Source organism: Neorhizobium sp. PAMB6716 (assembly GCF_058242805.1).
The window spans coordinates 1,078,792-1,091,789 of record NZ_CM177835.1; the positions used below are offsets into that span (position 1 = coordinate 1,078,792).

17 protein-coding genes are annotated in these 12,998 nt (G+C 61.6%); all 17 read left to right on the plus strand.

The genetic code is table 11. The annotated features are described in order from the left end of the window. The first annotated feature begins 3 nt into the window (after nt 1–3). Nucleotides 4–579 carry a hypothetical protein gene (locus AC4CWH_RS05180; RefSeq protein WP_491320680.1) on the plus strand — a complete coding sequence of 192 codons (576 nt, stop codon included), beginning with the start codon at nt 4–6 and terminating at the stop codon, nt 577–579. A 29-nt stretch (nt 580–608) separates the two neighbouring features. Further along, the gene (locus AC4CWH_RS05185) at nt 609–1,319 is read left to right on the plus strand and encodes a head decoration protein (RefSeq protein WP_491320681.1); all 711 of its coding nucleotides are present in this window, start codon (nt 609–611) and stop codon (nt 1,317–1,319) included. A 47-nt stretch (nt 1,320–1,366) separates the two neighbouring features. Then, the gene (locus tag AC4CWH_RS05190) at nt 1,367–2,419 is read left to right on the plus strand and encodes a major capsid protein (RefSeq protein WP_491320682.1); all 1,053 of its coding nucleotides are present in this window, start codon (nt 1,367–1,369) and stop codon (nt 2,417–2,419) included. Between the two features lie 74 nt (nt 2,420–2,493). Then, complete coding sequence (locus AC4CWH_RS05195) at nt 2,494–2,895, plus strand: hypothetical protein (RefSeq protein WP_491320683.1); 402 nt, start codon at nt 2,494–2,496, stop codon at nt 2,893–2,895. Beyond that, nucleotides 2,882–3,595: a hypothetical protein gene (locus tag AC4CWH_RS05200; RefSeq protein WP_491320684.1), complete on the plus strand. Its 714-nt coding sequence runs from the start codon at nt 2,882–2,884 to the stop codon at nt 3,593–3,595. The genes AC4CWH_RS05195 and AC4CWH_RS05200 overlap by 14 nt, the downstream gene beginning before the upstream one ends. A gap of 15 nt (nt 3,596–3,610) precedes the next feature. Then, nucleotides 3,611–3,811 carry a hypothetical protein gene (locus tag AC4CWH_RS05205; protein WP_491320685.1) on the plus strand — a complete coding sequence of 67 codons (201 nt, stop codon included), beginning with the start codon at nt 3,611–3,613 and terminating at the stop codon, nt 3,809–3,811. Then, on the plus strand, nt 3,801–5,279 hold the full coding sequence (locus AC4CWH_RS05210; RefSeq protein ID WP_491320686.1) for a phage tail sheath subtilisin-like domain-containing protein: 1,479 nt from the start codon (nt 3,801–3,803) through the stop codon (nt 5,277–5,279). Before AC4CWH_RS05205 ends, AC4CWH_RS05210 begins: the two co-directional genes overlap by 11 nt. A gap of 58 nt (nt 5,280–5,337) precedes the next feature. Next, the gene (locus tag AC4CWH_RS05215) at nt 5,338–5,703 is read left to right on the plus strand and encodes a phage tail tube protein (protein WP_491320687.1); all 366 of its coding nucleotides are present in this window, start codon (nt 5,338–5,340) and stop codon (nt 5,701–5,703) included. Next, nucleotides 5,703–6,008 carry a hypothetical protein gene (locus AC4CWH_RS05220; RefSeq protein WP_491320688.1) on the plus strand — a complete coding sequence of 102 codons (306 nt, stop codon included), beginning with the start codon at nt 5,703–5,705 and terminating at the stop codon, nt 6,006–6,008. Before AC4CWH_RS05215 ends, AC4CWH_RS05220 begins: the two co-directional genes overlap by 1 nt. A gap of 112 nt (nt 6,009–6,120) precedes the next feature. Further along, on the plus strand, nt 6,121–8,022 hold the full coding sequence (locus AC4CWH_RS05225; RefSeq protein WP_491320689.1) for a phage tail tape measure protein: 1,902 nt from the start codon (nt 6,121–6,123) through the stop codon (nt 8,020–8,022). Then, nucleotides 8,022–8,483 carry a DNA circularization N-terminal domain-containing protein gene (locus AC4CWH_RS05230; protein ID WP_491320690.1) on the plus strand — a complete coding sequence of 154 codons (462 nt, stop codon included), beginning with the start codon at nt 8,022–8,024 and terminating at the stop codon, nt 8,481–8,483. The genes AC4CWH_RS05225 and AC4CWH_RS05230 overlap by 1 nt, the downstream gene beginning before the upstream one ends. Continuing rightward, a complete protein-coding gene (locus tag AC4CWH_RS05235; protein WP_491320691.1) occupies nt 8,483–9,109 on the plus strand; it encodes a hypothetical protein in 627 nt (208 codons plus the stop codon). Before AC4CWH_RS05230 ends, AC4CWH_RS05235 begins: the two co-directional genes overlap by 1 nt. Next, nucleotides 9,109–10,149, plus strand: a complete 1,041-nt coding sequence (locus tag AC4CWH_RS05240) for a phage baseplate assembly protein (RefSeq protein ID WP_491320692.1) — start codon at nt 9,109–9,111, stop codon at nt 10,147–10,149. Before AC4CWH_RS05235 ends, AC4CWH_RS05240 begins: the two co-directional genes overlap by 1 nt. Further along, a complete protein-coding gene (locus tag AC4CWH_RS05245) occupies nt 10,146–10,631 on the plus strand; it encodes a phage baseplate assembly protein domain-containing protein (protein WP_491320693.1) in 486 nt (161 codons plus the stop codon). Before AC4CWH_RS05240 ends, AC4CWH_RS05245 begins: the two co-directional genes overlap by 4 nt. A gap of 10 nt (nt 10,632–10,641) precedes the next feature. Then, complete coding sequence (locus AC4CWH_RS05250; protein ID WP_491320694.1) at nt 10,642–11,178, plus strand: phage GP46 family protein; 537 nt, start codon at nt 10,642–10,644, stop codon at nt 11,176–11,178. Continuing rightward, a complete protein-coding gene (locus AC4CWH_RS05255) occupies nt 11,150–12,235 on the plus strand; it encodes a baseplate J/gp47 family protein (protein WP_491320695.1) in 1,086 nt (361 codons plus the stop codon). Before AC4CWH_RS05250 ends, AC4CWH_RS05255 begins: the two co-directional genes overlap by 29 nt. Next, a complete protein-coding gene (locus tag AC4CWH_RS05260; protein WP_491320696.1) occupies nt 12,210–12,995 on the plus strand; it encodes a putative phage tail protein in 786 nt (261 codons plus the stop codon). The genes AC4CWH_RS05255 and AC4CWH_RS05260 overlap by 26 nt, the downstream gene beginning before the upstream one ends. Nucleotides 12,996–12,998: the final 3 nt, after the last annotated feature.

Here is a 12,998-nt window from a genome sequence, read left to right on the forward strand (position 1 = left end):
CCCATGTCCAACCTGCTGACTGCCATCCGGGACGCGGTGCGCCCCGGCCAGCAACCGCATGCCCTCGAAGAGATCGAGGGAGAAACGGGCGCAACCGCGTCCATCCCCGCAGCGCCTCTTGTCGAGGCCAACTCCTCAGGAGGAACCATGTCTGCAAACCAGACACTGGCCGGCGCGGCGCAGGCCGCAAACTCGGTCATTACCACCGCAGCTGCCACCGGCGAAAAGGACGGCTTCAAGACCGCCATGGATCGCGTCAACGGCATTCTCTCGGCCGATGGCATCAAGGGCGATGCCAAGCGCATGACCGCTGCCATGGACCTTGCCAATGCCTCGCCGGACATGTCCGCTGAAGGTGTTGTTGGTTTTGTGACGGCCAACGTACCGGCCACCACGGCATCTGCCCCCACGCCGCCCGCCGCGCCCGCTCCCGCCGCGCAGGCCTCGGCCTACGAACAGCAACGGCTTGCCGCGGCAAGCCTTGCCATGCCGGGCGCGTCTTCGGCCATGCAGGAGAAGCCGAGCGGCCTTTCCGCGGCTGTTTCCTCCCGCATTGCGGCGCTCAAGCCCGCCAACTGATCGAAACCTGACCCACAAGGAGTTTTCCGATGTCTCTCGGAGTTTTTAAGGCAGTGCGTGCGGCGCAGGTTTCGGACCTGGTCAAGCGCGAACTGGACATGGAATTGTGCCGCGCCCGTTTCACCCTGCTGGCGGGTTCTGGATCGGCCCGCAGTGTCGATCTGGGAACCCCCATCGGCAAGATTACCGGAAGCGGTACGGTCTCTGCGTCATCGGCCGCTGTGGCCGGCGGGACCGGCAATGGCACGCTCACGCTTGCCAACCCTGCGTTTGCGGCCGATGCCATCACCGGCGTCTACACCGTGACCTGCACCACCGGCGGCGCTGACGGCACGTCGAAGTTCCGTGTGGAAGATCCGCTCGGCGTTGTTGTCGGAACGGCGACGGGCGGTGCAGCTTTCAACAAGGCGATCAAGTTCACCATCGCCGGCGGCGGAACTGCGTTCGTCGCGGGCGACGGCTTCACCGTAACGCTGACGCGCGCCGCTGGTGCGAATGACGGCAAGCATGTCGCCTGGAGCCCGACAGCGACGGACGGAAGCCAGGTCATCTGGGGTTTTTCCCTGCGGCCTGTCACCGCGGCTGATGGTGTCGACAACGATACGGATGGCCTTGCGACCCGCCGTCTTTCGATCCTTCGCCTCGGTGCCATCAAATGGCCCAACGGCATCACGGACGCCCAGAAGGCTGCCGCCATCGCCGACATCAACGAACGCCTCACGCTCATCGTGACGGCCTGACCCCATCATTGGTGCGGTCACCGCACACACGCGAAAGGTTTTTTAAAATGCCGGAAATTCTCCTTCCCTACACGGATGTGGAACTGACCCAGGAGGTCAACCGCATCCCCAACACCTTCGGCCTCCTCAACGCGCTAAACATTGCGCCTTCTGAGACCAAGGCATCGAAATACGTGCGGATCGAGTACCGCGATGGCCAGATCTACGTGCTCGCCGCCGAGCCGCGCGGCGCGCCCGGCGACGTTGGCCCGAACGATACCGAAAATCTGATCATTCTCGAAATTCCGCACTTTCCGCACATCGATTTCATCGCGCCCGATGATATCGATGGCGTGCTGGAAGTCATCAACGGGCAGGTCACGCCGGCGTCTCTTGACCGCGAGGTTGCGCGCAAGCTGGAAAACATCCGCCGCAAACACTCGATCACCCGCGAATATGTCCGTCTTGGCATGCTGAAGGGCCTGATCAAGGACGGCAAGGGCCGCACGCTCTACAATCTCTACGATGTCTTCGGCATCACCAAGAAGACTGTCGATTTTGCCCTTGGCACCGCCGCCACGAACCTGATGGACAAGTGCGAGGAGGTTCTGGATCATATCCAGACATACCTGCTCGGCGAAACCAGCAATGGCGCCGAATGCATCGTCAGCCCGGGCTTTTTCAGTCGCTTTGTTTCCCATCCGAATGCTGAAAAGTTATGGATCCAAGCGCAGAACTCTGCCCTGCATACCACCATTTCGCGTTCGATGCTCGGCGGCAACTGGGGGCGCGTCTTCGATTTCGGCGGTATCATGTGGCGCGAATACAAGGGCAGCCTGCCGGTGAAGAATTCGGCCGGCGTCATCAGCCAGGAGCCCAATGTCGAGGCCGGCAAGGGCTATGTCTATCCGACCGGCACGCAGAGCATGATGCGCACCTACGATGGCCCGATCTTCCACATCAACCGCGTCAATCAGGCGATCGATGGCAGTGCTGAACCGATCTTCATCACCACGGAAGAACTGAAGCACGGCGCGGGCTACGAGATGAAATCGCAGTCGAACATGCTTGCCGTCAACAAGCAGCCGGAATGCCAGGTGGAAGTGTTTTCGTCCAACTGATGTCAGCGCTCGACTGATCTTGATGTATCGCGGAGCCGGGTTCCCCGGCTCCGTCTCAATCCTTGGGGAATACGATGGTTGACTGGGCAGCGGCGCGGGCTTTTACGGAAGAGTCCTGCGCGACGATCTTCGATGTGACGGCCTGCCGGGCCGTTGCCATGAAGGATGGCCTTTCAGGCAACCACCCGCGGCAGGCGGATCCGAGCCGGCCGGCATTTGGTTTTCTCGGCACGATCGATCTGCAGCCGCCGTCCGATATCCTGCGGCGGCATGAACCGTCAGACCCCGCGTCGCCGGGGAAGGCCGTTTCTTATGATGCAGTACTTTCAGCGCGCGTCACCGACTGGCCATGGCGTTTGCAGCGTCTGGATATCGTGGAAGTGGGGGCCGACCGCTGGCGCGTCGAGGCCTCCGAAAAGGACGGGTCAGACCGTCCGGCCTATTACCTGACGAGAGCGCGCAATGTTGTCAGCTGAAGCGGTTCGGCTTCTGGCCATCGAGGCCCTGTTGCCAACGGCATCCCTGCCGGATGGACCGTTCCCGACGCTTGCCGGGGCGCGCGTTTTCGACAGCCGCGCCGCGGCGATCACCGATATCGATGCGGGCGCTCCCTATACCGTGGCCATCAGCCTCTACACGCCGGAAAGCGGATCGAAAACCCGCGCGCCCGGTGCTGCCATGGATGACCGGATTTCCGATTGCGTTCTCGACGTGGTGGCCGAGCTGGTGACTGCTGTCCTGGGCGAGAATGGCGAAACCTATGTGGAGCCTTTGGTAGATGGCGATGCGACGGCCCGCCTGGTGCTGGCCGCCCTTGTTTCGCAGATCAACCACCGGCTGATGCTGGCTGCCGAGGGTCTGGCATGGCGCAGCCTTGTGCGCGACGTGCTGGAAATCGAGCAGAAGACGGTTTCCGTGCCTGAATTCGGGCTTCGCCTGCAGCGTGTCGTCACACGATTGCATCTGTCGATTGCCGAGGATGATTTTGACCTGGTGGCGGGGGGCCTGCCGCAGCCGATGCGCGGTGTCTGGCAATCCCTGCCTGAAGGTTCCTATGCCAAGGACAAGCTGGGCGAACTGGATGCCGTGCTTTCGGGCGCAGCACTTACACCACTCACCACCATTCATGGGCTCACCGTGCCGGAAGGTGCGGGCTTCGGGCCTGATTTCACCTGATACCCGGAGACAGACATGGACAAGATTTACGTGGGCCGTGCCGGCCTCACGATCCCCGGCGGCTGGCCGCAGGATGGGCGGCGGATCAATCCGCTTTCGCAGCTGGAGCGCAATTTCGTGCGCGACGGCGACCTTGTCGAAAAGGTCGAGGCTGAAAAAGCTACTGAGACGACAATTGCAAAAGTGACCGCAAAGGACGCGACCGATGGCAACTAATATTCCGAGCGACATCGTCGCGCCGCTGCTGGCCTTCGATATCGAAAGCGCCGGGCAGTTTTCTTCCGAAACAAAGATGATCCTCCTCGGCCACGGCCTTGCCGCCGGCGCGCTGGCGGAAAGCGGCATTGCGCTTTGCTCGACCGTGGACCAGGCGCGTTATTATGCCGGTCGCGGATCGATGCTGGAAGCCATGGTGATCCGCGTGCTGCAGAACGCGCCTTCGCAGGAGCTTTATATCGGTCGCGTGGCCGATAGCGGCACGGCCGAGATCCGCACCATCACGGTGGGCACCGTGCCGGCCGCCGGCGGGCAGGGCACGATCCAGATCGCCGGCGAAACCGTTTCGATCGAGATTGCCGCCGGCGCCAGCGCTGCCGCCGTGGCCGCCTCGCTTTCGGCCGCCATCAACGCCTATTTCAATGCGCTTTCGAAAAAGAGCCTGCCGTTCACGGCAACCGTGTCCACCAATGTGGTGACCATCACGGCGCGGCTCAAAGGCGCCTATGCCACGAAGCTGGATATTTTCGTGCCGACCACGGAAAGCGTCAACGCCTTTACCGGCCTTTTCACCTTCGCCACCACGACCGCCGGCGCCGGCACGCCGGATCTTGCCGGTATTCTCGCGGCCATGGGCGACGATCCGTTCGAGATCGTCATCTCTGCCTTCGGCGACGATGCCAACCGCACGCTGCTCGATGCGTTCCATAACAATGTGTCCGGCCGCTGGAGCTACGCAAAACAGCTTTACGGCCACGCTTTCTACCCGAAGACGGGCACGGTTTCGGAACTGACGACCTCTGCGCTGGCGAAGGACAGCTGGCACGTCTCGATGGTTCCGCAGTTTTCCAGCGCCGGAAACGGCACGCCGGATTATGAATTCGTGGCAGCACTTGTGGCGCGCATCGCGTCATTTCTCGGCGGTGGTTCTTCCGGTCTCGTTTCTGCCAACCAGACCGGCCTTGCGGTGCAGGGTGTTCTTGCGCCGCGTGACCGCAGCTACTGGCCCGATTTTGCCACACGCGATGCACTGCTGAAGAACGGCGTCTCCGCCTGGAAGGTGGACAGTTCCGGCAATGTGCTGATCGACAAGATCATCACGCAGCAGCAGACGACCAATGGTGTGCCGGATACGGCGCTGCGGGATATTCAGGCGCCCTACCAGCTGACCTATGCGCTGAAGAAATTCCGCGCCGATCTGGCTTTCGAGCATTCGAACAAGGCGATTGCCAACGACAACCCGACGAACCTGCCGTCGATTTCGACGGTAAAGGATATCAAGGCAACGCTGGTGCATTCCTACAAGTCCATGCCGGGCGTGCTGGAGTTCTCGGCCGCGATTGCCGATGCGATCACCGTGACGCGCGACACCGACAACCCGTCCCGCGTCAACATCGGCCTGCCGCTCGACCGGGTGAACCCGCTCGATATCTTTGCCGGTCTTGCCCGCGTCTACGCGCAGTTCTGATTTTTCGGCCGGGTTGCCGGCGCAGCTTTCACACGACCTTTGACAGGAGTTTAATCCCATGGCGAAACTTGGCGGGCGCATCAGCATGCGCCTTTCCACCGGGTTGCTGATTTCGATGCGCGGCGGCATGACCATCATGCCGTCCGGCCAGTCCAACGAAATCATCACAAATCAGGACAGCACAATCTCGGTGGTTGCCACGCCGATGGCGCGGCGTTTCGAAATGACCTTCGAGGACAGCGGCGCAGACTACGATGCGCTGATGAAGGCTGACGCCTTCAATGTGACGTTCGTTGAAGAGTTCACCGGCGTCACGCACTATTTCACCGACGCTTATATGGTTGGGGACCCGTCCATCAACCGGGGAACCGGCGAGGTTAGCGGTTTGAGTGGCGCGGCTCAGGCCTATTCGAGGACGGGCTGATGGCCAAGGTTCCACTTTCGCGCAGCTATTCCCTTCCGGATGGTGGTTCGTTTGACGCAGTGGATCTGCGCGAGCCGACCTATGCGGATCGCCATATGTCCGGCCTCGGGGCGCCGTTCGACTGGCAGCCGAACGGCAAGGGCGGCCAGCTGCTCATTGTTTATCCCAGCGTGGTGGACGCATATCTGCAGCGGATTGTCGTTGCTCCGGGTTATGAGCATCTTGGCGCGATTTCCGCCGTTGATGCAGGGAGACTTGAGGCAGCGCTCATCGATTTTTTTCGCGATGCCCCGACAGCGACCTGATCGCTGACGCCCTGGTGTTCCGCCTCGGGTGGCGGGCCGCCGATGTGCAGGCCATGACAATTTCAGAAATTGCGCATTGGGCACGGCGCCTGATGGCGTTCAAGGGCAAGACATGAACCGGGAAATCGAAGCGCGCCTGAAGATCTCGGCTGTCGACAAAACCGGCCGCGTTCTGAAAAACGTTGCCGACAAGATGGGGGAGGTCAACAGGCGCGCTTCCGCTTTCAACCGTCAGCAAGGATTGATCGCAGCTGGTGCCAGAGAAGCGTTTGGTGTGGTGGCGCGATACGCGGCTCCTGCGGCGCTGGCCTATGCGGCAAAAAGCGCTGTCACCGATTTTGCAGGTCTTGAGCGCCAGATGACGCGCATCGGCATTACGGCCGGTGCAAGTGCGGAGCAGACGAAAAAGGCCTTTGAGGTTGCGCAGCAGGCGGCCAAGGATCTGAAATACGACAGCGTGCAGCCCGCGATTGAGGCGCTCGATACTCTGGTGGCGAGTGGCCAGACATTGGAAGAGGCCATGGCCTTCCTGCCATCCGTCTTGTCCACGGCGCAGGCATCCGGTGCGGCCACGAACGATATTGCCAATACGGGTTTGAAGGCTGCATCCGCTTTGAAGCTGGAAGCCGGGGAACTGCAGAACGCTTTCGACATCATGGTGGCGGGCGGCAAGGCTGGTCAGTTCGAGTTGAAGGACATGGCGCAGTATATCCCGGGCCTTGCGAATTCATTTGCATCGCTTGGATATGAGGGCGAGGACGGCTTGAAGCGCCTCGTCTCGTTGTTGCAGACCTTGCGTGAAGATACAGGCGATGCCTCATCCGCCGCCACGCAGGCGCAGAATATTTTTGGCAAGATCTATTCGGAGGAAACCGGAAACAAGTTTGCCAAGTTCGGCATCAACCTGCGTAAAGAACTGGAAGCTTCCAGAAAGGCTGGCGAGGACACCCTGACCGCGTTTACCCGGATCACGGAAAAGGCCTTGAACGGCGACATGTCCAAGCTTTCGCTTCTCTTTTCCGATCAGGAATTCCGGCTCGGCATGCAGTCCCTGTTGACCAGTCAGGAGAGCTTTTCCAAGTTCATGGACACGGTCAATTCGGCTGAAGTGAAGGGGTCCGTTTTCCGCGATCTTTCGCGCGTCACAGCCGACACGCAATCCAGCATTGACGGTCTTTCCAACAGCTGGGGCCGGCTGATGACGTCGATAGGCGAAGGTATTGCGGTCAATGGCGGCAAGGATCTCATCGACGGTGTTTCCGGATCGATCGATTACGCCACGGCTGTCAATCGTGGCCTTGAGGCGAACGGCACGCATGGGTTTCTTGCCCGAACCGGATTTGGCCTCACCAGCAATCAGCTGGAAAAGGACCGGATGGCAATTGCCGGCGGTTACAAAGATCCGGCATTCCTCGCCGACTATAACCAGCGGCTTTATGAAGCCGGGTCCGTGAAAGCCTCGACCGGGCGGCAGGGACAGCGTGTTGTTGTGCCGGAGTTTCCAGGCAGCGGCAGTGGAGCGATCCCGGTTCCGGGTTCCCGGCCGAGCATCGACCAGCGGTTTCCGCCGATGGCCGGCGGCGTTTCCGGCGTGCCACGCGATCTTGTTGTAGGGGATGCGCCGCCCGTTGCGTCTATGGGGCAGCCATCGTCCGTGCCGTCTGCAGTTTCGGATTTCTTCCGGGTGCCAAGCGCTGCGGAATTCAAGGACGCGCTGAAGATCGATGCGACCGGCCTTTCCGAAGGGGGAGACCAGGCGGGGCAGAAGGTGGCGGAAGGCGGGCGCGAAGCTGGAAAGCAGATTGAGGAAAGTGCCGCATTTTTGCGGGTCGCCGGTTACGATGTCAGCACGGCAATTGCTGCTGCTGCGGAAAAGCTGGCCGGTGTCGCCAGGGGCATGAACAGCCTGCCATCGGGCGGCGGTATCGGCGGTGGCGGAGCTTCCCGACCCGTGAACGCTGATACCGGCCGCAGCATGCCGCCTTCGACTTTTGGACCGGCAGGAGGCAATTGATGGCAATCGACTGGAAAAACCGTCTTCGCCGCGCTTCTTATCGGGGCGTCAGCTTCTGGGTAGAAAGCGAAACGAATGATGGTGGCAAGCGGCTTGGCCTGCATGAATATGCGGGCGGCCAGTCCACCATTGTCGAGGAAATGGGCGCGGCGACGGAAACCTTTTCCGTCACCGCCTATTTTGCCAGCGATGTGGCAGACATCGAGGCGCGGGCGCTGAAAGCGGCCTGCATGGCGCCGGGGGCCGGCCTGTTGCGGCTTCCGATGGATGCCGGGCGGCTGGCGCATGTGCAGGATTTTTCGCGGATGCGGGAGCGCGACCGCATGGGCTTTGTCGCTTTCGGTTTTACCGCCGTTCCTGTGGGCGTTGATGTTCTCGGCGCCATCGGTGTGGCGGATGTTTCGATTTCGTTCAATGCGGGCTTTGTCTCGGCCTCGCTGTCTCTTTCGGTGGTATTCTGATGGCAGCCGACCGCGCAGTGATCCTCTCCTGGCTGTCGGATCTTTCGGCTTCGATCATCACGGATGCCGTTGACCGTGCCGATTTTGCCAACCGTGTGGCAGCGGCGCGCAGCCTGACGGCAGAAGCGTTTTCTAGTGAGGCGCTGCAGCTGACGCGGATTGCGGCGGAAAGCGTGACGGGGACTGAAGATTTCGGGCGGTTCGTTGCGCCGTCTGATTTGAACGATGCCTCGACCATTGCCGCGTTTACGGTGCTTGTCAGCGTCGGCCTTGCCATATCGGGCCCGCGCATAGCCTGGCCGTCCCGGCCGCGTGCAAGGGCCGCGCGTGATACGATGGTGGCGGCTGGAGAAGCCGCACTTGCTGTTGCGGCGGGCTTCGGGGCGAATGGATCGGATCTTTATGGCTGGCTTGCCGGCCTGAATGCCATGGCGGTTCGCGTCGTTTCCAATATCGCGGCGGATGCCGTGCCGCTGGTGCGGGTGGAAACCGGCGTTTCGCTTCCGTCTTCGGTTCTGGCCTACAAGCTTTATGGCGATGCAACGCGGGCCGAAGGGCTGGTGGATATCGCCCGATCGATGACGCCGATGCTGATGCCGTCCGTGTTCGAGGCGCTGGAAAGCTGATGCCGTTTGAAACCATTACCTGCGATGGCATGCCGCCGATCATTTCGTGCAGCATTGCCATGTCGGCTGAAGAGGCTGTGCGCACGGCCACGCTCGATCTGGTGATTACCGGTGATGGCATTCCTGTCGCCACGGGGCACGCGGTGACGCTGAAAGCCTCTGGCGAGGTGATGCTGACGGGCTATGTGCGCGATGTGAACCCGAGCCATGACGCGACAACGCGGACCCTGTCTGTCAGCCTTGTTTCGCGATCGGTGGATTATGTGGAATGTTCGGCGGATCATCCAACGGGCGAATTTTTAAAGCAGGATCTGGCCTCGATTGCCAAGGCGCTGGATGGGCAGGGTATTGGCATCGAGGTTGACGGGGAATTGCCCGAAGAACCGCGCCACAAGGTGATGCCGGGCGAAAGCGCCTTTGCCTCCATCGAGAGACGGGCACGCGGGCGCGGCATCCTGATCCATGACACGCCGAAGGGCCGCATCAAGCTGGCAACAAAGCCAGAGGGCACGCATTCGGGCGGGCTGATTTTCGGGCAGAACATACTCTCCGGTTCGGCAACCTTTACGGAACAGGGCCGATATTCCGCCATCAAGGTGCGCGGGCAGGCCAGCGAAGGCACTGACAAACAGCAGCTGCGGCCGGAAACGACCGCGCGCGACAGCGGCGTCACGCGCAAGCGGGTGTTGATCGTCAACCACGAAGGCGAAACCACGCTTGACCGGATGAAAAAGCGTGCGACCTGGCAGGCCAACCGCGCGGCCGGCAATGGTGCCACGGCATCCATAACGGTGACCGGCTGGCGCGATGCGGGCGGTGAGACGTGGAAGCGAAACTGGCTTGTGCCGGTGGAAGATCCATGGCTTGGCCTTTCGGGCATGATGCTCATCAAAAGCGTCAAGTTCGATCAGCAGGACCGCACGACCGCGACACTGGAACTGGCGGATCCGCGCGCGCTGGGCGGCGAAAACCCGCGTGGCAAGACGGCGGCAGGCTTTGCCGCACCAGGCGCCATCACCGCCGATTACGAGGACGAATGATGGATCTCCGGCGGTTTGATTTCGACGGCACGATTGAGGAAAGCGGCGGTCAGCAATTCGTCTCCGGGCGCGCAATGAAGGGTGACGGGTTCACACGCATTCACCGCGTCGAACCGCATGGCTTCATGTCCAACCCGCCTGCCGGGTCCAAGGGCGTGGTTCTTTCGCCGCATCCGGATCAATCCTATGTGCTGGGGCTGGAGCATCCCTCGCACCGGCCGAAAGACCTGCCGGGTGGGGCAGTGGCGCTTTACGATGCCAGCGGCAATATCATCAAGATGGTGATGGGCGATGGTGTCCGGGTTTCGCTGACGGGCGGGACATTCGAGGTTTCGCGCGGCGGCTGCCTCATGAAGGTTTCTTCTGACGGCGTTGATATTACCGGCGGGTATCTGAAGGTGAACGGCGTGCGGGTGGACGAAACCCATATTCACACCGGCGTTGTTCCGGGCGGCGGCAATACCGGCGTTCCGGCAGGCTGACAGGACAGACATGCTGAAAATCACACCTATCGACGTGGCGGCGGAAGAATACCGCGCGCCCGATCTCGGCTGGGATGGCGTGATCGGGGATCTGATCCTCAACCCGCTGTCTCACCCATCGGCACCCGGCGATTTCCGGGCGGGGCAGGGGCTCGCTACGCAGGTGCTGATCTGCCTTATGACGGATGCACGGGTTGAGGATAGCGAGCTTGCGGATGGTGCGGAAAATCGCGGCTGGTTTGGCGACAGCTTTGATCGTGACGAGGGCGAAACGCCGATCGGCTCCAAGCTCTGGCTGTTGCGCCGGCGGGCGATCACCGATGGCATCGAGACGGAGGTGGAGGATTTTGTGCGCGCGGCGCTGCAGCCTCTGCTCGACCAGGGTGCTGCCGCCGGCCTCGATGTCAGCGTGACGGTGGACCGGCCGGGGCGGCGGATCGATTATCTCGTGTCGCTCTACGGCCGGCGCGGCGAAACCGTGTTCAATCAGAAATTCCAGCTTTTGTGGGACCAGATCAATGGCGTGGCAAATCCGATCGCTGTCTGAGATTTCCGCCCGCATTCGCGGCGCTTTCCGACAGTATATTCCGGGCACGGATACGAGCCTGAAAAACAACTTCATCACCGTTGTCGTCAAGGTTCTGGCGGGCGTCGTGGAGGAGCTTGAACTGCGCATGGCGCGGCTGGCCAAGCAGATGTTCCTCTCGACCGCCGACGATATCCGCTGGGTGAAACTGCATTGCGGTGATGTGGGGGTTTACCAGAAGCCGGCCTCGGCAGCCTCTGGCCTTGTGTCCGGAACCGGGGCGGCGCTTACCACCTATCCGGCGGGCATCCGGTTCACATCGGGCTCGATGACCTATACATCCACGGCGCCTGCCACATCAGAAGCCGATGGCGCGATCACCGTTTCCATTGCCTGCGATATCAACGGCGCGGCCGGCAACCGGGATGCGGAAGGGCTACTGACGCTGGCGGACCCTTTGCTCTATCCGACGCTGCTTTCCGAATGGGAAGTGGGGGCGGGAGGGCTTGGTGGTGGGGCCGATATCGAAAGCCTTGAAAGCCTGCGGGCGCGCGGCCTTGCCCGCAAGCGCAACCCGCCGGGCGGTGGCACGCTGACGGATTATGAGCGAATTGCGACGGATGTTCCCGGCGTCATCAAAGCCTGGGCTTTCCGGGTGCCGGATGCGCCCGGTGCGGTGCGGGTGTTTTTCCTGTTCGAAGGGCGCGATGATGGGATTCCGGAGCCGTCCGATGTGGCTGTCGTGCAGGCGGCGGTTGATGCCAGGCGACTTATCCGCGTCGATGACAGTGTGGCGGTGGCGCCTGTTGCGCTGCCCGTTGATGTGGAGATCGATGATCTCTCCAGCGACACGCCAGAAATCCGCGCAGGCATCGAGGCGGCGATTGCAGACATGTATATTGCGCGCTGCCGGCCGGGCATTGCCAGCGACACATTCACCGTGTCGCGTTCGTGGATCGGTGAGGCGATATCGGGGGTAACAGGGGAAGACCGGCATACGCTGGTGGAGCCGGCGGCGGATATCGTTCTGACGGGTGGGCAGTTCCCGGTGAATGGAACCTTCACCTATGGCGCGTGACCCGGCGTTTTTTACCCGCACGACGGCGGCGACGGCGCTTGCGGATATCGTGCCGGTTGCGGCCCCTTCGGACGCGCTGTCTAACCCCTCGAATGACGATCTTCTTGGGGCGGCGCTCACCTTCTGGCCGCCGGGTGCGGCCTGGGGAAGTCCTGACGGAGAGGCGATTTCACTTTCCAGCCTGATTGCGCGGTTTACCCGCGTGCTGCTTTCGCAATTCGAGACGCTGTATGCGCGGGCCTTTTCGCTGGCCCGGGAAAGCAGCGTGTCCGGCGTCAACGAATTGCTGGCCGAATGGGAGGTTGAATACGGGCTTCCCGACAGCTGCCTGTCCGGCGAGGCCACGCGCTCCGAACGGTTGCGAGCGCTGGAAGCAAAAGTAGCCTCGGCCGCCGTCATCACGCCGGGTGATTTCATCCGCGTGGCAGCAAACTATGGGTTTGAGATCACCATTACCGAACCGGCCATGTTCGAATGCGGCTTTTCCGAATGCGGCGGCGAACATGAGATCGGGCCGGCTTCTGAAGAAACTTATTGGTTCGTCAGCGTGACGGACCTTGCCATCGACTATTTCCGCGTTGGCGAAAGCGAATGCGGGTTTGATCCGCTGTTTTCCATTGGCGAGGCGGAATTCCTGCTTTGCATTCTGCGGCGCCTCGCACCGGCCTGGACGCTGCCCGTGCTGCTTTATGACGAGACCGTGCCTGACGAGGATATGCCTCTGATACTCGGCTCTCCCTCCATGATGATTGGCGGCTGACGC

Excerpts from the sequence above, each read along its gene's own strand:
- AC4CWH_RS05180 (WP_491320680.1), top strand. The coding sequence starts at position 4 with ATGTCCAACCTGCTGACTGCCATCCGGGACGCGGTGCGCCCCGGCCAG.
- AC4CWH_RS05185 (WP_491320681.1), top strand. The coding sequence starts at position 609 with ATGTCTCTCGGAGTTTTTAAGGCAGTGCGTGCGGCGCAGGTTTCGGAC.
- AC4CWH_RS05190 (WP_491320682.1), top strand. The coding sequence starts at position 1,367 with ATGCCGGAAATTCTCCTTCCCTACACGGATGTGGAACTGACCCAGGAG.
- AC4CWH_RS05195 (WP_491320683.1), top strand. The coding sequence starts at position 2,494 with ATGGTTGACTGGGCAGCGGCGCGGGCTTTTACGGAAGAGTCCTGCGCG.
- AC4CWH_RS05200 (WP_491320684.1), top strand. The coding sequence starts at position 2,882 with ATGTTGTCAGCTGAAGCGGTTCGGCTTCTGGCCATCGAGGCCCTGTTG.
- AC4CWH_RS05205 (WP_491320685.1), top strand. The coding sequence starts at position 3,611 with ATGGACAAGATTTACGTGGGCCGTGCCGGCCTCACGATCCCCGGCGGC.
- AC4CWH_RS05210 (WP_491320686.1), top strand. The coding sequence starts at position 3,801 with ATGGCAACTAATATTCCGAGCGACATCGTCGCGCCGCTGCTGGCCTTC.
- AC4CWH_RS05215 (WP_491320687.1), top strand. The coding sequence starts at position 5,338 with ATGGCGAAACTTGGCGGGCGCATCAGCATGCGCCTTTCCACCGGGTTG.
- AC4CWH_RS05220 (WP_491320688.1), top strand. The coding sequence starts at position 5,703 with ATGGCCAAGGTTCCACTTTCGCGCAGCTATTCCCTTCCGGATGGTGGT.
- AC4CWH_RS05225 (WP_491320689.1), top strand. The coding sequence starts at position 6,121 with ATGAACCGGGAAATCGAAGCGCGCCTGAAGATCTCGGCTGTCGACAAA.
- AC4CWH_RS05230 (WP_491320690.1), top strand. The coding sequence starts at position 8,022 with ATGGCAATCGACTGGAAAAACCGTCTTCGCCGCGCTTCTTATCGGGGC.
- AC4CWH_RS05235 (WP_491320691.1), top strand. The coding sequence starts at position 8,483 with ATGGCAGCCGACCGCGCAGTGATCCTCTCCTGGCTGTCGGATCTTTCG.
- AC4CWH_RS05240 (WP_491320692.1), top strand. The coding sequence starts at position 9,109 with ATGCCGTTTGAAACCATTACCTGCGATGGCATGCCGCCGATCATTTCG.
- AC4CWH_RS05245 (WP_491320693.1), top strand. The coding sequence starts at position 10,146 with ATGATGGATCTCCGGCGGTTTGATTTCGACGGCACGATTGAGGAAAGC.
- AC4CWH_RS05250 (WP_491320694.1), top strand. The coding sequence starts at position 10,642 with ATGCTGAAAATCACACCTATCGACGTGGCGGCGGAAGAATACCGCGCG.
- AC4CWH_RS05255 (WP_491320695.1), top strand. The coding sequence starts at position 11,150 with ATGGCGTGGCAAATCCGATCGCTGTCTGAGATTTCCGCCCGCATTCGC.
- AC4CWH_RS05260 (WP_491320696.1), top strand. The coding sequence starts at position 12,210 with ATGGAACCTTCACCTATGGCGCGTGACCCGGCGTTTTTTACCCGCACG.